Raw genomic sequence first — 23,065 nt, 5'->3', positions numbered from 1 at the left:
GGGATTATGCCAGCCAGGCTTTGATTTTGGCTTCCATACCGGTGGCATCGAGGCCGAGTTCGGCGCGCATTTCTTCCTGAGTTCCTTGTGGAATAAAGAAGTCCGGCAGACCAATGTTCAGCACGGGTACTGGTTTACGATGGGCCATCAGCACTTCGTTCACGCCGCTGCCTGCACCACCCATAATGGCGTTTTCTTCTACGGTAACCAGCGCTTCATGGCTGGCGGCCATTTCCAGAATTAACGCTTCATCAAGCGGTTTCACGAAACGCATATCGACCAGCGTAGCGTTCAGCGATTCAGCGACTTTCGCCGCTTCTGGCATCAGCGTACCAAAGTTAAGGATCGCCAGTTTCTCACCACGACGCTTCACAATGCCTTTGCCAATTGGCAGTTTTTCCAGTGGCGTCAGTTCCACGCCAACTGCGTTGCCGCGCGGGTAGCGCACCGCGGACGGGCCATCGTTATAGTGATAGCCGGTATAGAGCATCTGGCGACATTCGTTTTCATCGCTCGGGGTCATAATGACCATTTCCGGTATGCAGCGCAGGTAAGAGAGATCAAAAGCGCCCTGGTGGGTTTGACCGTCAGCACCAACAATGCCCGCACGGTCGATGGCGAACAGGACCGGAAGCTTTTGAATCGCCACGTCATGCAGCACCTGATCATAGGCGCGTTGCAGGAAGGTGGAGTAGATCGCAACAATGGGTTTGTAGCCTCCAATCGCCAGACCCGCAGCAAAGGTCACTGCGTGTTGCTCGGCAATTGCCACGTCGAAGTAGCGATCCGGGAATTTACGTGAAAACTCGACCATGCCGGAACCTTCACGCATCGCCGGAGTAATCGCCATCAGCTTGTTATCTTTCGCTGCGGTTTCGCACAACCAGTCGCCAAAGATTTTTGAATAGCTTGGTAAACCGCCGCTACTTTTCGGCAGACAACCGCTGGAGGGATCAAATTTAGGCACGGCGTGGAAGGTGATTGGGTCTTTTTCTGCCGGTTCATAACCACGACCTTTTTTGGTCATGATATGCAGGAACTGCGGGCCTTTCAGGTCGCGCATGTTCTTAAGCGTGGTGATAAGCCCCAGCACATCGTGACCGTCCACCGGGCCGATGTAGTTAAAGCCCAGCTCTTCAAACAACGTGCCAGGCACTACCATGCCTTTAATATGTTCTTCGGTACGTTTGAGCAGCTCTTTAATGGGTGGCACGCCAGAGAAAACTTTTTTTCCGCCTTCGCGCAGTGAAGAGTAAAGCTTACCGGAAAGCAGCTGCGCCAGATGGTTGTTGAGCGCGCCAACATTTTCGGAAATCGACATTTCATTGTCGTTGAGAACCACCAGCATATCAGGACGGATATCGCCCGCGTGATTCATCGCTTCAAACGCCATGCCAGCAGTAATCGCGCCATCGCCAATGACACAGACGGTGCGGCGATTTTTGCCTTCTTTCTCGGCAGCAACTGCGATCCCAATTCCGGCACTGATGGAGGTTGATGAATGCCCGACGCTTAATACGTCATATTCGCTTTCGCCGCGCCACGGGAACGGGTGCAGGCCACCTTTCTGACGGATGGTGCCGATTTTGTCGCGGCGCCCGGTCAAAATTTTATGCGGATAAGCCTGATGCCCCACATCCCAGATTAACTGGTCAAACGGGGTATTGTAGACATAGTGCAGCGCCACGGTCAGTTCGACCGTGCCCAGCCCGGAGGCGAAGTGCCCGCTGGAACGGCTCACGCTGTCGAGTAAATAGCGGCGCAGTTCGTCGCAGAGTTTCTGTAAACTCTCTTTCGGCAACAGTCGTAACTCCTGGGTGGAGTCGACCAGTGCCAGGGTCGGGTATTTGGCAATATCAAAACTCATCAGGGGCCTATTAATACTTATTGTTTATTTATTACGCTGGATGATGTAGTCCGCTAGCGCTTCCAGTGCCGAGGTATCGAGTGACTGTTCAGTCAGTTGTTTCAGCGACTGACGGGCATCGTCGATCAGATCCCGGGCTTTCTTCCGGGCTTGCTCAAGACCCAGAAGTGCAGGGTAGGTACTTTTACCAAGTTGCTGATCGGCACCCTGGCGTTTTCCCAACGTTGCAGTATCTCCTACCACATCCAGGATGTCATCCTGAACCTGGAAGGCAAGGCCGATGCTCTCTGCGTACTTGTCGAGTACTGGCAGAGCACGACGCCCTTTATCTCCGGCGCTTAATGCACCAAGGCGAACGGCGGCGCGAATCAATGCGCCGGTTTTATGACGATGAATACGCTCAAGCGCGTCCAGAGGTACGTGTTTGCCTTCAGCGTCTAAATCTAATGCTTGACCACCGCACATTCCGGCAATACCGCTGGCGCTCGCCAGCTCAGAAATCATCGAAATTCTGTCGCGATCTGACACTTCCGGCATATCGGCATCGCTTAGAATCGAGAACGCCAGCGTTTGTAAAGCGTCACCAGCGAGAATCGCGTTTGCTTCGCCAAACTTCACATGGCAGGTCGGCAAACCGCGACGCAGATCGTCATCATCCATCGCCGGTAAATCATCATGAATTAATGAGTAAGCGTGGATACACTCTACGGCGGCAGCGGGTGCGTCCAGTGTGTTTGTGCTAACGCCGAACATATGACCAGTGGCATAAACCAGGAAAGGTCGCAGGCGCTTACCACCTAATAATGCGCCATACTGCATGGTTTCGACCACGGGAGTGTTCTGAAAGGGCAGTGGGGCGATAAAACGGCTCAGCGCCTGGTTGGCCTGCTTAACGCAGGCTTCGAGTTGCTGCGGAAAGTCCATTACTCATTGTCCGGTGTAAAAGGGGTTAGAGAGGCGTCTTCATTGTCAGACAGCAGAATTTGTACGCGCTGTTCGGCTTGTTGTAATTTGGCCTGCCCCTGACGTGCCAGCTGCACGCCGCGTTCGAACTCGTTCAGCGCCTCTTCCAGCGGCAGGTCGCCACTTTCCAGACGGGTTACAATCTGTTCCAGCTCGCTCAGCGCCTTTTCAAAGCTGGCGGGAGCCTCATTTTTCTTCGGCATAATGAATGTCTGACTCTCAATATTTTTCGCCCCGTCATGGTAACGGACTCAGGGCAAATAGCAAATAACGCGCAATGGTAAGGTGATGTGCGCAGCAAAGCGATGTTAGTGGTATACTTCCGCGCCTGGATGCAGCCGCAGGTGTGGGCTGCTGTATTTTTCCCTATACAAGTCGCTTAAGGCTTGCCAACGAACCATTGCCGCCATGAAGTTTATCATTAAATTGTTCCCGGAAATCACCATCAAAAGCCAATCTGTGCGCTTGCGCTTTATAAAAATCCTTACCGGGAACATTCGTAACGTTTTAAAGCACTATGATGAGACGCTCGCTGTCGTCCGCCACTGGGATAACATCGAAGTTCGCGCAAAAGATGAAAACCAGCGTCTGGCTATTCGCGACGCCCTGACCCGTATTCCGGGTATCCACCATATTCTCGAAGTCGAAGACGTGCCGTTTACAGACATGCACGATATTTTCGAGAAAGCGTTGGTTCAATATCGCGATCAGCTGGAAGGCAAAACCTTCTGCGTACGCGTGAAGCGCCGCGGCAAACATGATTTTAGCTCGATTGATGTGGAACGTTACGTCGGCGGCGGTTTAAATCAGCATATTGAATCCGCGCGCGTGAAGCTGACCAATCCGGAAGTGACTGTCCATCTGGAAGTGGAAGACGATCGTCTGCTGCTGATTAAAGGCCGCTACGAAGGTATTGGCGGTTTCCCGATCGGCACCCAGGAAGATGTGTTGTCGCTCATTTCCGGTGGTTTTGACTCCGGTGTTTCCAGTTATATGTTGATGCGTCGCGGCTGCCGCGTGCATTACTGCTTCTTTAACCTCGGCGGCGCGGCGCATGAAATTGGCGTACGTCAGGTGGCGCATTATCTGTGGAACCGCTTTGGCAGCTCCCACCGCGTGCGTTTTGTCGCTATTAATTTCGAACCGGTCGTCGGGGAAATTCTCGAGAAAATCGACGACGGTCAGATGGGCGTTATCCTCAAACGTATGATGGTGCGTGCCGCGTCCAAAGTGGCAGAACGTTACGGCGTACAGGCGCTGGTTACCGGTGAAGCGCTCGGCCAGGTGTCCAGCCAGACGCTGACCAACCTACGCCTGATTGATAACGTCTCCGATACGCTGATCCTGCGTCCGCTGATCTCTTACGACAAAGAGCACATCATCAACCTGGCTCGCCAGATTGGCACCGAAGACTTTGCCCGCACGATGCCGGAATATTGCGGCGTGATTTCCAAAAGCCCGACGGTGAAAGCGGTTAAATCGAAGATTGAAGCGGAAGAAGAGAAGTTCGACTTCAGCATTCTCGATAAAGTGGTGGAGGAAGCGAATAACGTTGATATCCGCGAAATCGCCCAGCAGACCGAGCAGGAAGTGGTGGAAGTGGAAACCGTCAATGGCTTCGGCCCGAACGACGTGATCCTCGATATCCGTTCTATCGATGAACAGGAAGATAAGCCACTGAAAGTCGAAGGGATTGATGTGGTTTCTCTGCCGTTCTATAAACTGAGCACCAAATTTGGCGATCTCGACCAGAGCAAAACCTGGCTGTTGTGGTGTGAGCGCGGGGTGATGAGCCGCCTGCAGGCGCTCTATCTGCGCGAGCAGGGCTTTAACAATGTGAAGGTGTATCGCCCGTAATATGTGGTTGTAACGTCGCATCTGGTCAGATGCGACGTTTACCGCATCCGACACTACTCGTAATAATTATAAATCCCTGCCGCCATCACCAGTTGTGATGCCACTTCATGGGCTTTCTCGCGCCCAACCAGCAGGTCGATAATTTTCAGACCAAAGTCGATAGCTGTACCTGGCCCCTGGCTGGTCAGCAATTTTACCCGTGCATCCCAGACGACGCGCTTGTCCTGCCATTGTTCGGCGGGTATTTTGTCTTTCAGCGTCGGGAAGCCGGTCATATTGCCAATCGGGAAGATATCGTGCGGGACCAGCACGGTGGCTGGCGCGGCGCAAATAGCCGCGACGATACGCCCGGAACGGTGGAACTGTTTAACGGTTTCAACCAGCAGGGTGCTATCGCGAAAACACTCTGCGCCTTTGATGCCACCAGGCAGCACAATCACGTCATATTCGCCATCAGCCACTTCAACCAGCGGCGCATCCGCCAGCAGCTTCACGCCGCGCGAGCAGGTAATCGCCAGGTTACCATCGCTGGCGACGCTGGCAGTGGTGACTTTGATACCGCCGCGAACCAGCAGATCGATAGTGGTGACGGCTTCAGTCTCTTCACTACCAGGGGCGAGGCAAACCAGTGCCGATGCGCTCATATTCACTCTCCTTTCTTTTTACCATTTCAAACAGGCGGGTGTTTTCCGGTACGGCAATCCCATGCGCGCGGGCGCTGCGTAAGAGAAAACCATTGATATAGTCGATTTCGGTGTGGCGCAGCGCGCGGATATCCTGCAACATCGACGAGATATTTTCCGCTGTTGCATCAATCACCTGCATCACGTAATCACGCAAATCTTCTGCTGAAGTATGATGCCCTTCGCGTTCGATCACTGCCGCGACTTCTTCGCATATCTGCATAATTTCTTGCGGATGATGACGTAATTCACCATTCGGGCAATTCCAGGTGGCGGTCAGTGGATTAATCACACAGTTGACTGCCAGCTTGCGCCACAGCTCGGCGCGAATATTGTTATGCCACGCGACGTCAGGCAATACGGTTTGCAAAATATCCGCCAGATAACTGTAATCGCCGTCCTGTTGCCGTGCCGGACCAATATGCGTGATACCGTTTGCCACATGAATAATGACATTGCCGTCGCGGCGGGCGGCATGGGTGGTGGTGCCCATCAGTAATGGCTGCTGAATGTTTTGCAACTCTTCGATGGTGCCCATGCCGTTGTGAATTAACAGTATTGGCGTGGTTACAGGCAGTGTGGACGCGAGGCTTTTGACGGCATCGGAAACCTGCCATGCTTTCAGCGTCACCAGGAGCAGATCGCTGGTGGCGAGAAAATCGGGATCGTTGGCGGTCAGCGATTCGTTAAATATAGAACCATCTGTCTCAACCAGATTCACACTACAATAAGGTTGCGGTACGCGCAGCCAGCCCTGAACGTCGTGACCCTGTTTACAAAGTGCTGTAAGCCATAATTGCCCTAAGGCACCGCATCCCAATACGGTAATTTTCATTGTTCCTCCTCACCCGCAACCACTCCGGGTGTTCAATAAGGCTATCCCTTAATTGTGCATGCTGTTGCGACTATGCACAATTAAGGGATACGTCCTGGTGCAGGACTGTTGGTTATTTAACTTTGCAGGTATTATGCTTCGCATCAAAAATGAAGGGAGAGGAAAAGATGCCATCTTTCGATATTGTCTCTGAAGTTGATCTTCAGGAAGCACGTAACGCGGTCGATAACGCGAGCCGCGAAGTGGAGTCCCGTTTTGACTTCCGTAACGTTGAAGCCTCATTTGAGCTGAATGACGCCAGCAAAACCATCAAAGTGTTGAGCGAGTCCGACTTCCAGGTCAATCAGTTGCTGGATATTCTGCGTGCCAAGTTGCTGAAGCGCGGCATTGAAGGCAGTTCACTGGATGTACCGGAAAATATCGTTCATAGCGGTAAAACCTGGTTTGTGGAAGCGAAACTGAAACAGGGCATTGAGAGCGCGACTCAGAAGAAAATCGTCAAAATGATCAAAGACAGCAAACTGAAAGTGCAGGCGCAAATTCAGGGCGATGAGATCCGCGTAACGGGTAAATCTCGTGATGATTTACAGGCTGTCATGGCGATGGTACGTGGTGGCGATCTGGGTCAGCCGTTCCAGTTCAAAAACTTCCGCGATTAACTTTCTGGATATAGCTATTGATTGTCAGGGCCACCGTGGTGGCCCTTTTGACCATGTGTTTATTGAGTTGAAGAGGTGCTTCCTGATGCCTGGTCATAAAGCGACTGAATTAAAGCCTGCTGCTTTGGCTCTGGTTTAACTCCCAGCTTATGGTAGATTTTGCCAATCTGATAAAGTTGCTCATTACCCACGCTATCTTTTTTTGTTATTGCAGGTTGTGTTGTCAATTTGTTGAGCGTAAAGGTAATGTGTGCCATGCATTGTGCAGTTTTCTGCATACAAATGTTCTCCAACAATATCAGATTATGCATACCCAACATTTCCTCTTTTATCAATAATTCCCTGGCATTGTTCCATTCTTTGGCATTTATATAATATTGAATCATATGATCTGTATTGAAGGCAGGGACATGTTGATGCAACACTCGGTTTGCGCTGGCAGTATCGTTACCAAAACTATATATTTCGGCAAGTGATGAAAATAGTCCTCTCATTTCACTTTCAGAATGTGATTTTTGCTCTTTTATATAAAATTCTTCAGCGAAAGATGCGAGATGTTGAGCATATTTGGTTAGTCCCACCTCACTAAATTTTTCACCGGTATTACTTATTATTATATCCCAGTCTTCTAATGGTTGATTACTGATCTCTTTAAGAAGAGTCGTGAAATATTTGTCCATTAGCTCATTATCCTGATGACTATGCAGGGTTTTTAATGCGCTGACTTTGTCTTCATAACAATACTGACTATCATAACAAGTGTATTCTGGTGCTGTCATCAGAAGCACCAGACGTTTTTTCATCAATTCCACCTCATTTAATGAATTTAATAAATTAATGAGGCTTAATTCACTTCTTGTTGATGGGGAAAAGGCAAAGGTTTTATCAATAAATACTATGTAATTTGAAAGGCTTTTTTGATAGTCTTGCTGCATATCATTATTTCTATAAAACAGTAAAATTCCTTCCAGAGTACTTAAGTAATTCGATTGAGATTCGGTGATGGCTTTTTGTAGACGTTGAGATAAAACTACCGCTTTTTCTTTGTTGCCATTGGTAGCGTAGATATTCATGAGTTTCAAATACTCATCACCATAATGGGATTCACGACTGCCAAACATATTCAGCGCATTATCGGCATAATGAATAGCGTTTTTTATATCGCCTTTTGTTTGATAACCCTCCGCAACTGTAAGTAACATGGTGGCTTGCTGATAGGGTATAATAACATTGTCACCATATACATTATTATAAATACTTATTGCCTTGTCAGGATCGCTCTGATATGCGACTAACACAGTAGGTAAATAATAATGCAGGGCATTGTCATCGAGACTGAGAAGTTGCATAGCCTTATCGGGTTGTTTGCTTTTTATCCAGCTATTGATATAGCTCTCAAAGGATGTAAGAGTTGCCGGTTTATTTAACCCAATTTTTGATAAAAAAGTTAAGGCAGTCTCTGGTGCTCCTTCTTCAGCGACTCTGGAGGCAGTTAAATCTAGATAATATTTAGCGTTTTTCGATTCTGTTTCAAGTTTGCTCAGTAAATTGTAAGCACGTTCAGGGTAGCCAGATACTAATAATTTATATTGCAAATTGAACCATTCAGCCTGCGATCTGAAGGTAGTATTTTCTTTCAGAGGTAAAGCAGAGTTAAGTTTTTGCTCGACGACAGAATAAACATCCGGCTGAGTGGGGGCGCTGGATAAAACCTGATGAGAATAAAACACAGATAAAATTATTAATAACAAAGTAGATTTCACTTTCATCGCAATCCATATCCTTTTCTGTTTAATGAACCTTACATGGTCCCTGAACGCTTTATTTTGTTTGATGTTCAAGTTCATTTAATGCTTTAAGCGCAGGTTTTATTCCACCTTCTGCTGCATTAGATAGATGAAACCTGGCTTTTTCCATATTTTTCTCAACGCCATCACCATTTTGATACATTCTTCCCAGGTAGAAATGTGCAACAAAATTACCCTGAGCAGCTGCTTTTTTAAACCAGACACCAGCATCAGGCAGATTCTGTGGTAGTTCTTTTCCGATGAGATATAAATAGCCAATTTCCGCCTGTGCATTACTATTGCCCAGCATTGCTGCTTGTTGCAGATATGTTATGTATTTTTCATTGTTTGCAGGTATGCCATTGCCTTTGTAGGCTGTAGCTAAAAAGTATATCGCATCAGTGTTTTTTTGCTCTGCCGATTTGGTTAACCATTTAATCCCTTCATCTATATTTGCACAGGTGAATTCGTATTTTCCTAATGTAAATTGAGCGCTGGAGTTGCCTTTTGTTGCATTATCTTTTATTTGTGTTGGAGTGTATAAAGACGATAATTCCTCATCATTTTGATAGCACGTAATATATTTTATTCCATTTTGATCATAAGTTTCCTCCGTGCCATTTCGTTTATTATTAACGTATTGCGTGGCGGTTAATAGTTTACCCGTGCGATCGTTAAACTCTTTTTCCACGCCCTGCCTGATACCATTGACGTACTGGGTTTCTTTGGTTAGTTTACCTGTGTTTTTGCTCCAGTTACGATATACCCCATTCTCTACGCCATTTTTGTATTCGATTGAATAGGTTAATTTACCATACTTATTCCATGATTTGGCAACGCCGTCGGTTTTTCCATTCTTATAAGGATACAGACTCTCAGGGATGCCATTTTCGTACCACTCTTCACTATCACCATCGAGTATGTCATGTTTATAGTTTTGTGATTTTGCAAGATTTCCATTTTTATACCATTGCTTAACCAAACCATTTAATTGGCCTTGCTCATCAAAATGTTTCTCCTCTTCTTTCTGCCCATTTTCATACCAGGTTTGAACAGAAATTTGTTTTCCGTCTTTATAGACGGATTTAGACAGTAACTTACCCTCCTCACTATAACGTTCGTTAATTCCATCATACTGACCACGGGAATTTCTATTGTGTATAGAGTTTATTTTTCCTGATTGGTAGTAACTGGTATCTTTTCCAATCAACTCACTTTGCTGATAGAAATTTTCCTGCATGAGTTTGCCATCAGGATAATATTCATATGCCGGACCATCGAGTTTACTATTCAGATAGCTATGTTGCTGTTTGATTTTTCCATCTTCATAAAAATGAGGGCATTCACCATCTTTAATTTTTCCGTTATTAAAATAACGTTTATTTTCAATGGTCCCATTTTCATAATATGTAATATACTCGCCGTTGATAAGTCCATTAGAAAAACTTAGAGATTCATAGACATTACCATTGCTATTGTAATAACTTTCGTATTTTCCATCTCTTTCTCCTTGTGGATTATAGTTAACAATGCTTTTTATCTTTCCATTTTCAAACCAGGATTGAAATGAAGAAATAAATTTAGAATTGGAGAAGTTATCTGTGTCTGTATATCCTTCAAATGCAATCTGTTTAGTTGAAGACGGATTATCAGTTGATGAGATATACCATCCGGTAACTTTCCATTGTTTTTTCTTATCGTCATAGGGTAAAGGAGATTGAATAAAATAAATTGCTAGGCGTTTAGCAGTTGGTTTTAATGTTTCATCAAGCCATACAGTAGGTATTTTCTTTGTATATTCAGCACCACATAATTCTGTTGTACATACTTTTATATCTGTCAGCATGGGGCTACCATTACCGTCACACTGATTGATGGTCATAAAGAAATAGCGATCATCAAGAAAAGGAGTTTCTAAATTTCTTAGTTTGTCGGCATAGGCTTTGTCAGTAATGCCCATTGATTCTGGTCGAGCGGAAATTGAATTTGTTTCACAAGGATTACTGGTCTTGAAATAAAAACGATCGGCAAGAATGAGTTTCATATCATGAGATAATGCTGTTTTATTTAGCTCAACATGCTCGATTTGTGCGATGAAAGTTATAGTGCTTGCGGGAGGGGATCCACTTTTTGCTGATGAACTGGCGCAATACAATAGAGTGATAATAGTAAGTAATGGTTTTACCATAATATATTCTCCATATGAATAATTTATCCCTGATTTTCGGAAAAAGTATAATTTACTTCTGATCGAATCGTCCAGTTTTATGGAATTACATGAAGTTTTAATAATGTGGGATTTAAAGAATAATGACGTGACGAAGCACGGTGCTGTTCATGAATAGCACCGTGCTTAATATTTAATAAGATACTTCGTTGATAACTCGCTCTATTTCGAAGCGATTGGTGATTTTACTGTCTATTTTCACATAGACGCTATGCTCTAACTTCGCCAGCAGTACATCTTTGACACCAGGCGTTGTCAGTAAGCTTTTTTCCAGTTTTTCATCTGCCATCACGTTGTCCGGGATTTCAATGCGCAAGCTGCTGACATACGGCGGTTCTTTCATGGTACTGGCGACTGCCAGCCACACTGCGGCCAGCATTGCGCCAGCGAGAAATACGCCCTGACCGTCAAACATGCCGTCAATCCAGCCACCCAGCGAACCGCCAATCGCCACGCCAAGAAACTGGCTGGTGGAGTAAACACCCATCGCCGTACCTTTGTAACCTGCTGGCGACTCTTTACTGATAAGTGAAGGCAGAAGGGCTTCCATCAAATTAAACGCCACAAAGAAAAGCTGCACGCCGACCACCAGTTGCCAGAACTGCGTTTGTGCGTTCCACAACACAATTTCCGCAACCACGATCAACCCGACGCAGAAGACAAAGACTTGCTTCATTTTGCGCTTAACTTCAGCGTAGATAATGAAAGGCACGACCGAGCCAAAGGCGATTAACATCGTTGCCAGGTAGACCTTCCAGTGTTCAGCCGCCGGGAACCCCGCATCAGCCATCTGTCCGGGCAGGGCAACAAAGGTCGACATCAGCAAAATATGCAGACACATAATGCCAAAGTTGAGTTTCAGCAGCCGCGGTTCCGCCAGCACTTTACTGAAACTGCCTTTCACCATTCCGGACTCACGATTAAGTACGTGAGTGCTACTGTTGGGCACAACCCAAATGGTCAACGCAATGCCGGTTGTTGCCAGAATAGCGATCATCCAGAACAGCGCGTGCAGCCCAAGTTTGTGAGTGATGATCGGGCCAAGCACCATCGCAATGGCAAAGGTAATGCCAAAGCTCACGCCGATAAACGCCATCGCTTTGGTGCGGTTTTGTTCGCGCGTGAGATCGGAAAGCAGCGCCATAACGGCAGCGGCAATCGCACCGGAGCCTTGTAGCGCCCGGCCCAGAATAATTCCCCAGATGGAGTCAGAGAGCGCAGCGATAACGCTACCGGCGGCAAACACCGCCAGCCCACCGACAATTAATGGTTTGCGACCAATGCGGTCTGAAAGCAGGCCAAACGGAATCTGAAAAACGGCCTGAGTCAGACCATAAATACCAATGGCAATACCGATTAATGCTTCGCTGGCACCTTGCAGAGCCATGCCGTACGTGGTCAGAACCGGCAGAACCATGAACATGCCCAGCATGCGCAACGAGAAAACGGTGCCTAAACCCCAGGTCGCGCGCCGCTCACCTGACGTCATTTTATAATCGTTCATTACCACCTCTGTTTTAAATTCGCGACTAGTGTAAAGCGGCAAACGAATGGGGTAAACATGCGGATTTTTTAGTAAATATTTCGAGAGGGATATGATTCTAATGCTAAGAAAAAAGGTGCCGTAGCACCTTTTTAACTGAGAGGTTGTGTTACCACACAGCAGCCAGCAGCGTATGCGAGTCCGGCACCATAAAATCAACGGACATCATCACCGAGAGGGCAGTGATGGCGATGATAGAGAAACCGAACAGCTTGCGTGCCCAGATTCTGTCATCAGCAACTTTATAGCCGCGCAGAGCCATGCCTAACCACCAGACGCTCACCGCAGCGGCGACCACCAGATATTTATACCCAGCGTAGCCGCCAAGAGAGAGCATCAGCGTGGCAACGGCAAAGGCGATGATATACAGCGTGATGTGATTCTTCGCCACCGAAATGCCTTTCACCACCGGCAGTACCGGAATGTTTGCCGCCTGATAATCCTTAAAGCGGAAAATGGCTATGGCATAAGAGTGAGGCATCTGCCACAGGCTGAAGATAGCCAGCAGGATCGCTGCGCCGCTATCGAACTCGCCGGTTACCGCACAGTAACCGATCACCGGAGGCGTAGCGCCGGAGAGCGAACCAATCAAGGTGCCGTAGACAGAATGACGTTTCATGTACAGGCTATAAACGCCGACATAAACCACAAAGCCCATCACCCCCAGCCAGCAGGCCAGCGGATTCGCGCCAAACCACAGCAGCATAAAGCCAGCAATACCCAGCAAGGTGGCGTACACCAGCGAGACAGCAGGAGAGATCAGGCCTTTAACCAGCACCCGATTCTTCGTCCTTTCCATCTTTCTGTCGATATCCCTGTCGATGTAGTTGTTAAACACACAACCCGACGCCACAACCAGTGACACCCCAACCAGCGTGTAGATAAACAGGGGATAATCAATGCTGCCCTTTGAGGCCAACAGGAATCCCCCAATCACCGAGATCAGGTTGCCAAAGATGATGCCTGGTTTCGTTACTTGCAGGTATTGCTTAAACATCATAACCGCCGCTCTTAGTGCATCATCATGTTGTAGTTGAGGTTCCACATAATCCAGATGGAGCCTACAACCAGGATAGCGATGATTAGCACGGTGAAGACAAACGCCGTCATATTCCAGCCTTCATCTGATTTGGTATTCATGTGCAGGAAGCACACCAGATGCACCAGAATCTGTACCACTGCCATTGCCAGGATTGTTCCCAGAATTACGGCCGGAGAGGCAGCCCCTGTCATCACCATCCAGAACGGAATTACCGTCAGGATTATCGACAGGATAAAGCCTGTCATGTAGGTCTTTACGCTGCCATGGGATGCGCCGCTGCTTGCGTTAGAATGACTCATTACATCGCCCCCATCAGATAAACAACAGTGAACACACAGATCCAAACCACATCCAGGAAGTGCCAGAACAGGCTCAGGCACATGATGCGGGTACGGTTAGTGCTGGTCAGGCCGCGACGGGCGATTTGCACCATCAGCACCGCCATCCAGATAAGACCGGAAGTGACGTGCAGACCGTGCGTGCCGACCAGCGCAAAGAATGCTGACAGGAAGCCGCTGCGATCCGGACCCATGCCGTTAACAATCAGGTGATGGAATTCATAGATTTCCATCCCGATAAATCCGGCACCAAACAACCATGTCAACGCCAGCCAGGAGATCACCTGGCTTTTGTTGTTTTTGTACATGGCGATAGCCGCCATGCCGTAGGTGATGGAGCTGAACAACAGCAAGAAAGTTTCAACCAGAACGAACGGCAGTTCGAAAATGTCCTTACCTGTCGGCCCACCTGCGGTGCCGTTCACCAGAACGGCATAGGTAGCAAACAAGATAGAGAACAGAATGCAGTCGCTCATCAGGTAGATCCAAAATCCGAAGATTTTGGTTCCGCCTGCATCGTGGTGCCCGTGTTCGTGCGCGTGGGCAGTCGCGTGCGTCAAAGTATCAGTTGCCATTTTTCAGCCCTGCCTTAGTAATCTCATCGAAATGCTGGTTTTCCAGTTTTTCGATTTCTGCCACCGGCACGTAGTAATCCACGTCCTCGTCGAAGCTTTTCACGATCCAGGTGATGATCATGCCTGCGAAGCCAACAATCGCCAGCCACCAGATATGCCAGATCATGGCGAAACCGAAGATGGTGGAGAAAGCCGCAATGACGATACCGGCACCGCTGTTTTTTGGCATATGAATTTCTTCATAGTGGTCAGGCTTTTTGTACGCTTCGCCTTTCTCTTTCATTTCCCAGAATGCATCACGTTCGTGAACGTGCGGCACAACGGCAAAGTTATAGAACGGAGGCGGGGAAGAGGTTGCCCACTCCAGCGTACGGCCACCCCACGGGTCGCCAGTCAGGTCACGGTTCTGGTCGCGGTCACGAATAGAAACGTACATCTGAATAACGAGGCAGAGAATACCCAGCGCAATCAGTACCGCACCGCTGGCTGCAATCATCAGCATGGTGTGGAACTGCGGGTCAATCTGCTGGCTCAAACGACGGGTCATGCCCATGAAGCCCAGCGCATACAGTGGCATAAAGGCAACGAAGAAGCCGATGATCCAGAACCAGAACGCGCGTTTACCCCAGGTTTCGTTCAGTTTGAAACCGAACGCTTTAGGCCACCAGTAGGTCATCCCTGCGAAGCAGCCGAAGACCACGCCGCCGATGATCACGTTATGGAAGTGCGCAATCAGGAACAGGCTGTTATGCAGAACGAAGTCCGCGCCCGGTACTGCCAGCAGCACGCCAGTCATACCGCCTACCGAGAAGGTGACGATAAAACCGATGGTCCACAGCATCGCAGAATGGAACACGATGCGGCCCTGATACATGGTGAACAGCCAGTTGAAGATCTTCACCCCGGTAGGGATGGCGATAATCATCGTGGTGATACCAAAGAAGGCGTTTACGTTCGCGCCCGCACCCATCGTAAAGAAGTGGTGCAGCCAGACGATGAACGACAGCACGGTGATACAGACGGTTGCCCATACCAGCGAGGTATAACCAAACAGACGTTTACGCGAGAAGGTTGCCGCAATTTCGGAGAACACACCGAATACAGGCAGGATCAAGATGTAAACTTCCGGGTGGCCCCAGGCCCAAATCAGGTTGATATACATCATCATGTTGCCACCCATATCGTTGGTAAAGAAATGGGTGCCCAGATAGCGATCCAGGGTCAACAACGCGACGGTAACCGTCAGAATTGGGAAGGAAGCAATAATCAGTACGTTTGCGCACAGTGATGCCCAGGTAAATACTGGCATCTTGAACATGGTCATGCCCGGTGCGCGCATCTTTAGAATGGTAACGAAGAAGTTGATACCGGTAAGCGTCGTACCTATACCGGATAGCTGGAGACTCCATATCCAGTAATCGACACCGACTCCCGGACTGTACTCTATTCCCGATAGCGGTGGATAGGCCAGCCAGCCGGTCTGCGCAAATTCGCCCACGCCGAGAGAAACGTTAACCAGAATCACACCAACAACGGTAAACCAGAAGCTTAAGTTGTTGAGGAACGGGAACGCAACGTCACGCGCGCCGATCTGCAGCGGAACCACCAGGTTCATCAGACCGATAACGAAAGGCATCGCCACGAAGAAGATCATAATCACGCCGTGCGCGGTGAAGATCTGATCGTAGTGGTGAGGTGGCAGGAAGCCCGCTTCGCCCGCCGAGGCAAGAGCCTGCTGGCTACGCATCATAATGGCGTCAGCAAAACCACGCAGCAACATCACAATCGCCACGATGATATACATGATACCGAGACGTTTATGGTCAACGGAGGTCAGCCACTCTTTCCACAGGTAGGTCCACTTACCGAAGTAAGTGATCAGGCCAACGAGCGCCAGACCTCCCAAAATAATGCCAGCGATCGTAACCATGACGATAGGTTCATGGAACGGGACTGCATCAAGTGATAATTTTCCGAACATCTTTATTCTTCCTCAACCCCTTTAATGGGCGGATTCCGCGTGGCTCATGTCCATGCCTTCCATACCTTCATGTGCGCTGTGCTCACCTTCTGGCTGGGTCATGTCCATGCTCTTACCGTGAGCCATAAACTTGTTAATCACATCGGCAAACAAGTCTGGTTTCACGTTGGAGAAATATTCCACCTGGTTGTATTCGCTAGGCGCGGCCAGTTTTTCGAACGCTGCCATGTCAGACATGCTGTTCGGCGACTGTTTCGCTTTTGCGACCCATTGGTCGAATGCGGCGCGATCCGGTGTTGCAATAGCTTTGAACTTCATGCCTGAGAAGCCCGGGCCGCTGTAGCTGGCGGAGATACCGTCATAAGTACCGGGTTCGTTGGCGATCAGATGCAGGCGAGTCTGCATACCGGCCATGGCATAAATCTGGCTACCCAGACGCGGAATGAAGAAGGAGTTCATCACGGAGTTGGAGGTCACTTTGAAGTACACCGGAGTGTTCGCCGGGAAAGCGATTTCATTCACGGTTGCAATGCCCTGTTCCGGGTAGATGAAGAACCATTTCCAGTCCATGGAAACCACTTCGATGGTAATGGGCTTCTCGTCGTGTGCCAGCGGCTTGCTAGGCTCAAGAGCGTGAGTGGTTTTCCAGGTCAGTACCGCAAGGAAGATGATGATTAAGATAGGTACCGTCCAGACCACAGCTTCCACTTTATTGGAGTGTGACCAGTTCGGGCTGTACTTAGCATCTTTATTGCTCGCACGGTACTTCCAGGCGAAACCAACAGCCATCAAGATTGCGGGAATAACGACAATCAACATCAGGCCAAATGCCGTCAGTATCAGTGAACGTTGCTCCAGACCAATCTGTCCTTTGGGATCTAACAGCGCAGAATTACAGCCACTGAGCAATACAGTGCCTGCAAATAATGACAACCATCCCAAACTTTTATTGTATTTCCTGAGTCTCATTTAACGACCTCAATTCCACGGGATCTGGTGGCGTTTAAAGTGTGTGGGCATTTTACGGGAAGGTTACATTACTGTAAACATGATTAAATTCCTGTTACTTGGATTTGGCTGTCAGGTCACATATGTTGCAAAACATATCAAGTTGATTTTAAGAAGCTGTTGCAAAAGGGCGTTATAACGAAAGGGGAGTGCAGAAGGAGTTTGGGTGGGCAATTGGTATAATCAATATAAAATAAAACAATTATTTAACAAATAATTATCATTGAGGTGACAACTGGGTGGTGAGAAAATAAGGACTCATTAGCTGAATCGTGTAAGAAAAATAGAATTCATAAATTGCGTCAATAATTTCCAAACGCTAAGCCGCACAAAAGAACAAATATTAATAAGCGATGCTGATGTTTATTTAGCCGTAATAATTACGGCGAGTGATTACTACAGCTAAATAATATTTACAGATTACGTCAGATGTGTTTTTCGTAGCGCCAGATAATCCAGCAAACCACCAAGCACAACGCCAGAAAGGGCGACTAAAACCCCGACTTCCAGCAGCGCAGGCAGGAAAGAGAAGTGCGTCAAATCCAGCGCGTCCATTGTCAACAGCAGTAACCACACGGCCAACAGGCTGATACCCGCCGCCAGTGTCCACATGGCAAAGGCATAACCTGCAGGATATTCGGTACGGGAGATAAAGTTGCCATTTACTCGTGTATATTCAAGCGTCTGGCGGCAAACCAGCAGCAAAATAAGCCCTGGTACGGCAGCGGCGACGGAGAATAGATAGAATGTCGACCAGCCGTGTGCTTCAACAAACCAACCCGCCACGGGGCCGACATAAACTCGCCCTACAGCAGAAAGCGCTGAGAGCAGGGCAAATTGAGTAGCGGAAAATGACTTATTACACAGCGTCATTAACAGCGCGACAAAGGCTGATGTACCCATCCCGCCACAGAGGTTTTCGAAAAAGACGGCTGCACCCATGCTGTAGAGATGCTTATCAGTAATCGACAGCAGCCAGTAACCGGCGTTAGATGCACCTTGTAAAATGCCGAAAATCAGCAGTGCACGGAACAGCGACAGGCGCTGCATCAAAATCCCACCGTACAATGCGCCAACAATGGTCGCCAGTAAGCCAAGCGTTTTGTTAACCACGCCTACTTCACCCGCATCAAACCCGACGCCGCGAATCAAAAACGTGGTTGTCAGGCTCATAGCGAATGCGTCGCCCAGCTTATACAGCACGATAAGAAGCAAAATAAGCCAGGCATTATTGCGACCAAAGAAATCTCGCAGAGGTGCAACAACCGCTTGTTCCAGCGTTTTGGGCACAGGAATGGTGTCGGTGGGTTCTGGTGCAAGCAACGTCGCGATAATACAGGGGATCAACAGCGCCGCCATCAACCAGTACATGCCCTGCCAGCCCAGCCATTTATCTGCCAGCCACAGGGCTAAGCCGCCGGAAACCAGCATCCCTAAACGGTAACCCAGCACGCTGATTGCCGCGCCCGCACCACGTTCTTCTGCCGGGAGCACATCGGTTTTCCACGCATCGAAGACAATATCCTGGGAGGCAGAGCAAAAAGCGATCACCACCGCCAGTGCCGCCATCCAGCGGAGCTGGGTGCCTGGTTCGAGAAAACCCATCGCCGCAATGGCGACTAATAACAGAATTTGCGTGGCGAGCAGCCAACCGCGCCGCCGCCCGAAAAATGGGGGCGTGTAGCGGTCCATCAGTGGTGACCAGAGGAATTTAAAAACGTAAGCCTGGCCTACCAGAGAGAAGAAACCAATGGTTTTGAGATCGATATTCTCGACCGTCATCCAGGCCTGTAAGGTGCCGGACGTCAGGGCGAGCGGTAGCCCGGAAGCAAAACCCAGGATCAGCAATATGGCTGAACGCGGCTGTTGAAAAATACGTAAATATTGACTGGACATGGGCGTCTACAGGCCCAGCTTGCACCGGGCCAGAGGGCAGAAATTAACGCGCGTTCTGCTTGATGAATTCGTGGATGCTGGTGTCCTGAGACATATCAGCGATGGTATCGGTCAGCACACTGTTAACCGCATCGGCGATATTTTTGTTGGAGGCCTGGAATGCACCTTCAACGTTGTAGCTGGCACGATAGTTTTTGGTCATTTTGTTGCCATTCTGCGCGGTAGCGATGATGGCGATATCCGCTTTGGTCGCGATGTTGTAGCGCACGTTGCCCTGGGACACGTCAGCATACAGTTGGCTAACGATGATTTGCAGATTAACCGGGCCATTCGGACCAACCATGTATCCACGGGCGGTCATCTGTTTTTCCAGCACTTCTTGCAGCAGGAAACGCAGATCGCGGGAGGCGGTCAGGGTAACGATTTGATTATCGCGGGTGACTTTTGCCAGCGCCTGATCGGTACGCTGATCGGCACCATTAATGCTTACGGTGACGCCCATCAGGCTTGGATCCTGCTGTGGCAGTGTAATCGTCGGGGAAACTTCGATAGTTGTTGGCGGTTTTGCGCATCCTGCAAGCATAAACAGAGCAACTAACGGGAAGAGGATTTTTTTGAACATGTTCGGGCTCTCAGAGACTCTTAAGCGTGTTTGGTAAAAATTCCCGCCATCATAACATTGCCAACGGCGAGGGGAAGTGGGTAAGGCATGTAAATTCATCATGTTGACGAAATAATCGCCCCTGGTAAAAGAAACGCTGATGCGAGGCCTGTGTTTCAATCTTTAAATCAGTAAACTTCATACGCTTGACGGAAAAACCAGGACGAAACCTAAATATTTGTTGTTAAGCTGCAATGGAAACGGTAAAAGCGGCTAGTATTTAAAGGGATGGATGACATCTCAGCGTTGTCGGAGGAGATATTTCATGATGATACGTGAGCGGATAGAAGAAAAATTAAGGGCGGCGTTCCAACCCGTATTCCTCGAAGTAGTGGATGAAAGCTATCGTCACAATGTCCCAGCCGGCTCTGAAAGCCATTTTAAAGTTGTGCTGGTCAGCGATCGTTTTACGGGTGAACGTTTTCTGAATCGTCATCGAATGATTTACAGTACTTTAGCGGAGGAACTCTCTACTACCGTTCATGCGCTGGCTCTGCATACTTACACTATTAAGGAGTGGGAAGGGTTGCAGGACACCGTCTTTGCCTCTCCTCCCTGTCGTGGAGCAGGAAGCATCGCGTAAAAACGCATTTGCAACTGTCGGCGCTTTTCCAGTATGTTGCTAAAGATTTTATGAAAAACGGCCTGCGGGCCGTTTTGTTTTGTCTGGATTTTGCGCTTTTTGCCCAGCATTCAGACGAAAATCGCCCGGGAATTGTGAAAAAATACGCGACAGCGCGCAATAACCGTTCTCGACTCATAAAAGTGATGCCGCTATAATGCCGCGTCCTATTTGAATGCTTTCGGGATGATTCTGGTAACAGGGAATGTGATTGATTATAAGAACATCCCGGTTCCGCGAAGCCAACAACCTGTGCTTGCGGGGTAAGAGTTGACCGAGCACTGTGATTTTTTGAGGTAACAAGATGCAAGTTTCAGTTGAAACCACTCAAGGCCTTGGCCGCCGTGTAACGATTACTATCGCTGCTGACAGCATCGAGACCGCTGTTAAAAGCGAGCTGGTCAACGTTGCGAAAAAAGTACGTATTGACGGCTTCCGCAAAGGCAAAGTGCCAATGAATATCGTTGCTCAGCGTTATGGCGCGTCTGTACGCCAGGACGTCCTGGGCGACCTGATGAGCCGTAACTTCATTGACGCCATCATTAAAGAAAAAATCAATCCGGCTGGCGCACCGACCTATGTTCCGGGCGAATACAAGCTGGGTGAAGACTTCACCTACTCTGTAGAGTTTGAAGTTTATCCGGAAGTTGAACTGCAGGGTCTGGAAGCGATCGAAGTTGAAAAACCGATCGTTGAAGTGACCGACGCTGACGTTGACGGCATGCTGGATACTCTGCGTAAACAGCAGGCAACCTGGAAAGAAAAAGACGGCGCTGTTGAAGCAGAAGACCGTGTGACCATCGACTTCACCGGTTCTGTAGACGGCGAAGAGTTCGAAGGCGGTAAAGCGTCTGATTTCGTACTGGCGATGGGTCAGGGGCGCATGATCCCGGGCTTTGAAGACGGTATCAAAGGCCACAAAGCTGGCGAAGAGTTCACCATCGACGTGACCTTCCCGGAAGAGTACCACGCAGAAAACCTGAAGGGTAAAGCAGCGAAATTCGCTATCAACCTGAAGAAAGTTGAAGAGCGTGAACTGCCGGAACTGACTGCAGAATTCATCAAACGTTTCGGCGTTGAAGATGGTTCCGTAGAAGGTCTGCGCGCTGAAGTGCGTAAAAACATGGAGCGCGAGCTGAAGAGCGCCATCCGTAACCGCGTTAAGTCTCAGGCGATCGAAGGTCTGGTAAAAGCTAACGACATCGACGTACCGGCTGCGCTGATCGACAGCGAAATCGACGTTCTGCGTCGCCAGGCTGTACAGCGTTTCGGTGGCAACGAAAAACAAGCTCTGGAACTGCCGCGCGAACTGTTCGAAGAACAGGCTAAACGCCGCGTAGTTGTTGGCCTGCTGCTGGGCGAAGTTATCCGCACCAACGAGCTGAAAGCTGACGAAGAGCGCGTGAAAGGCCTGATCGAAGAGATGGCTTCTGCGTACGAAGATCCGAAAGAAGTTATCGAGTTCTACAGCAAAAACAAAGAACTGATGGACAACATGCGCAATGTTGCTCTGGAAGAACAGGCTGTTGAAGCTGTACTGGCGAAAGCGAAAGTGACTGAAAAAGAAACCACTTTCAACGAGCTGATGAACCAGCAGGCGTAATTTACGTAGCATAACGCGCTAAATTCGCACAAAGGCCCGTCACCGCCAGGTGGTGGGCTTTTTTTTGTCATGAATTTTGCATGGAACCGTGCGAAAAGCCTCTTTCGGTGTTAGCGTAACAACAAAAGATTGTTATGCTTGAAATATGGTGATGCCGTACCCATAACACAGGGACTAGCTGATAATCCGTCCATAAGGTTACAATCGGTACAGCAGGTTTTTTCAATTTTATCCAGGAGACGGAAATGTCATACAGCGGCGAACGAGATAACTTTGCACCCCATATGGCGCTGGTGCCGATGGTCATTGAACAGACCTCACGAGGTGAGCGCTCTTTTGATATCTATTCTCGTCTACTTAAGGAACGCGTCATTTTTCTGACTGGCCAGGTTGAAGATCACATGGCTAACCTGATTGTGGCGCAGATGCTGTTCCTGGAAGCAGAAAACCCAGAAAAAGATATCTATCTGTACATTAACTCTCCAGGCGGGGTGATTACTGCCGGGATGTCTATCTATGACACCATGCAGTTTATCAAGCCTGATGTCAGCACCATCTGTATGGGCCAGGCGGCCTCGATGGGTGCTTTCTTGCTGACTGCAGGGGCAAAAGGTAAACGTTTCTGCCTGCCGAATTCGCGCGTGATGATTCACCAGCCGTTGGGCGGCTACCAGGGCCAAGCGACCGATATCGAAATTCATGCCCGTGAAATTCTGAAAGTTAAAGGGCGCATGAATGAACTTATGGCGCTTCATACGGGTCAATCATTAGAACAGATTGAACGTGATACCGAGCGCGATCGCTTCCTTTCTGCCCCTGAAGCGGTGGAATACGGTCTGGTCGATTCGATTCTGACCCATCGTAATTGATGCCAGAGGCGCAACTGTGCCGCTATACTTATCCAGGGCGGCACAACGC

General features: G+C 48.7%; 20 protein-coding genes. 5 read left to right on the top strand and 15 right to left on the bottom strand.

Annotated elements, in window-relative coordinates; all coding sequences use genetic code 11:
• Window positions 1–4: 4 nt before the first annotated feature.
• From dxs to xseB, 3 genes are read right to left on the bottom strand one after another with little or no spacing between them, the layout of a single operon-like run.
• A complete protein-coding gene (gene dxs, locus C4F37_RS13980; protein ID WP_001538379.1) occupies window positions 5–1,867 on the bottom strand; it encodes a 1-deoxy-D-xylulose-5-phosphate synthase in 1,863 nt (620 codons plus the stop codon).
• A gap of 24 nt (window positions 1,868–1,891) precedes the next feature.
• Window positions 1,892–2,791: a (2E,6E)-farnesyl diphosphate synthase gene (gene ispA, locus C4F37_RS13975; protein WP_000347220.1), complete on the bottom strand. Its 900-nt coding sequence runs from the start codon at window positions 2,789–2,791 to the stop codon at window positions 1,892–1,894.
• Entirely contained in the window at window positions 2,791–3,033 is a 243-nt protein-coding gene (gene xseB, locus C4F37_RS13970; RefSeq protein ID WP_001124935.1) for an exodeoxyribonuclease VII small subunit, read from the bottom strand. Before xseB ends, ispA begins: the two co-directional genes overlap by 1 nt.
• Window positions 3,034–3,238: 205 nt before the next feature.
• Between xseB and thiI the strand changes: the two genes are divergently transcribed.
• Complete coding sequence (gene thiI, locus C4F37_RS13965) at window positions 3,239–4,687, top strand: tRNA uracil 4-sulfurtransferase ThiI (RefSeq protein WP_000668687.1); 1,449 nt, start codon at window positions 3,239–3,241, stop codon at window positions 4,685–4,687.
• Window positions 4,688–4,740: 53 nt separating this feature from the next.
• Here thiI and yajL read toward each other — a convergent pair whose 3' ends face one another.
• The gene (gene yajL / locus C4F37_RS13960) at window positions 4,741–5,331 is read right to left on the bottom strand and encodes a protein deglycase YajL (protein WP_001276309.1); all 591 of its coding nucleotides are present in this window, start codon (window positions 5,329–5,331) and stop codon (window positions 4,741–4,743) included.
• Entirely contained in the window at window positions 5,294–6,205 is a 912-nt protein-coding gene (panE, locus tag C4F37_RS13955; RefSeq protein WP_001773864.1) for a 2-dehydropantoate 2-reductase, read from the bottom strand. The genes yajL and panE overlap by 38 nt, the downstream gene beginning before the upstream one ends.
• Window positions 6,206–6,372: 167 nt before the next feature.
• Between panE and yajQ the strand changes: the two genes are divergently transcribed.
• Window positions 6,373–6,864, top strand: coding sequence for a nucleotide binding protein YajQ (gene yajQ, locus C4F37_RS13950; protein ID WP_001138904.1), 492 nt, complete (start codon window positions 6,373–6,375; stop codon window positions 6,862–6,864).
• Between the two features lie 59 nt (window positions 6,865–6,923).
• On the opposite strand, the gene C4F37_RS13945 is transcribed toward yajQ, so the two are convergent.
• The 10 genes from C4F37_RS13945 to C4F37_RS13900 all read right to left on the bottom strand — a co-directional run bounded on the left by C4F37_RS13945 (window position 6,924) and on the right by C4F37_RS13900 (window position 19,883).
• Window positions 6,924–8,633 (bottom strand): tetratricopeptide repeat protein, encoded by a 1,710-nt coding sequence (locus C4F37_RS13945; RefSeq protein WP_001556846.1) that lies wholly within the window; start codon window positions 8,631–8,633, stop codon window positions 6,924–6,926.
• A gap of 52 nt (window positions 8,634–8,685) precedes the next feature.
• Window positions 8,686–10,839: an SEL1-like repeat protein gene (locus tag C4F37_RS13940; RefSeq protein ID WP_001538382.1), complete on the bottom strand. Its 2,154-nt coding sequence runs from the start codon at window positions 10,837–10,839 to the stop codon at window positions 8,686–8,688.
• Between the two features lie 172 nt (window positions 10,840–11,011).
• Entirely contained in the window at window positions 11,012–12,382 is a 1,371-nt protein-coding gene (locus tag C4F37_RS13935) for an MFS transporter (RefSeq protein ID WP_001538383.1), read from the bottom strand.
• A gap of 148 nt (window positions 12,383–12,530) precedes the next feature.
• Entirely contained in the window at window positions 12,531–13,421 is an 891-nt protein-coding gene (cyoE, locus tag C4F37_RS13930) for a heme o synthase (RefSeq protein ID WP_001773865.1), read from the bottom strand.
• Between the two features lie 11 nt (window positions 13,422–13,432).
• On the bottom strand, window positions 13,433–13,762 hold the full coding sequence (locus C4F37_RS13925; RefSeq protein WP_000019796.1) for a cytochrome o ubiquinol oxidase subunit IV: 330 nt from the start codon (window positions 13,760–13,762) through the stop codon (window positions 13,433–13,435).
• Window positions 13,762–14,376, bottom strand: a complete 615-nt coding sequence (locus C4F37_RS13920) for a cytochrome o ubiquinol oxidase subunit III (protein ID WP_000179819.1) — start codon at window positions 14,374–14,376, stop codon at window positions 13,762–13,764. Before C4F37_RS13920 ends, C4F37_RS13925 begins: the two co-directional genes overlap by 1 nt.
• A complete protein-coding gene (gene cyoB / locus C4F37_RS13915) occupies window positions 14,366–16,357 on the bottom strand; it encodes a cytochrome o ubiquinol oxidase subunit I (protein ID WP_000467180.1) in 1,992 nt (663 codons plus the stop codon). The genes C4F37_RS13920 and cyoB overlap by 11 nt, the downstream gene beginning before the upstream one ends.
• A gap of 21 nt (window positions 16,358–16,378) precedes the next feature.
• Complete coding sequence (cyoA, locus tag C4F37_RS13910) at window positions 16,379–17,326, bottom strand: cytochrome o ubiquinol oxidase subunit II (protein WP_001239434.1); 948 nt, start codon at window positions 17,324–17,326, stop codon at window positions 16,379–16,381.
• 459 nt (window positions 17,327–17,785) lie between these two features.
• Entirely contained in the window at window positions 17,786–19,261 is a 1,476-nt protein-coding gene (gene ampG, locus C4F37_RS13905) for a muropeptide MFS transporter AmpG (RefSeq protein WP_000098442.1), read from the bottom strand.
• Between the two features lie 43 nt (window positions 19,262–19,304).
• Window positions 19,305–19,883: a lipoprotein gene (locus tag C4F37_RS13900; protein WP_001295326.1), complete on the bottom strand. Its 579-nt coding sequence runs from the start codon at window positions 19,881–19,883 to the stop codon at window positions 19,305–19,307.
• A gap of 304 nt (window positions 19,884–20,187) precedes the next feature.
• On the opposite strand from C4F37_RS13900, the gene bolA reads away from it, so the two are divergent.
• The 3 genes from bolA (at window position 20,188) to clpP (ending at window position 23,016) form a co-directional block, all read left to right on the top strand.
• Window positions 20,188–20,505: a transcriptional regulator BolA gene (bolA, locus tag C4F37_RS13890; protein WP_000973448.1), complete on the top strand. Its 318-nt coding sequence runs from the start codon at window positions 20,188–20,190 to the stop codon at window positions 20,503–20,505.
• A gap of 343 nt (window positions 20,506–20,848) precedes the next feature.
• Window positions 20,849–22,147, top strand: coding sequence for a trigger factor (tig, locus tag C4F37_RS13880; protein ID WP_001538385.1), 1,299 nt, complete (start codon window positions 20,849–20,851; stop codon window positions 22,145–22,147).
• 245 nt (window positions 22,148–22,392) lie between these two features.
• Window positions 22,393–23,016, top strand: coding sequence for an ATP-dependent Clp endopeptidase proteolytic subunit ClpP (gene clpP, locus C4F37_RS13875; RefSeq protein WP_000122253.1), 624 nt, complete (start codon window positions 22,393–22,395; stop codon window positions 23,014–23,016).
• The last annotated feature ends 49 nt before the right edge of the window (window positions 23,017–23,065 follow it).

It is taken from the genome of Escherichia sp. R1 (genome assembly GCF_003000935.1).
GTDB classification, from domain to species: Bacteria; Pseudomonadota; Gammaproteobacteria; order Enterobacterales; family Enterobacteriaceae; genus Escherichia; species Escherichia coli.
The sequence above is the reverse complement of the archived record's forward strand: the minus strand, read 5'-3'. Positions and strand labels throughout refer to the sequence as shown.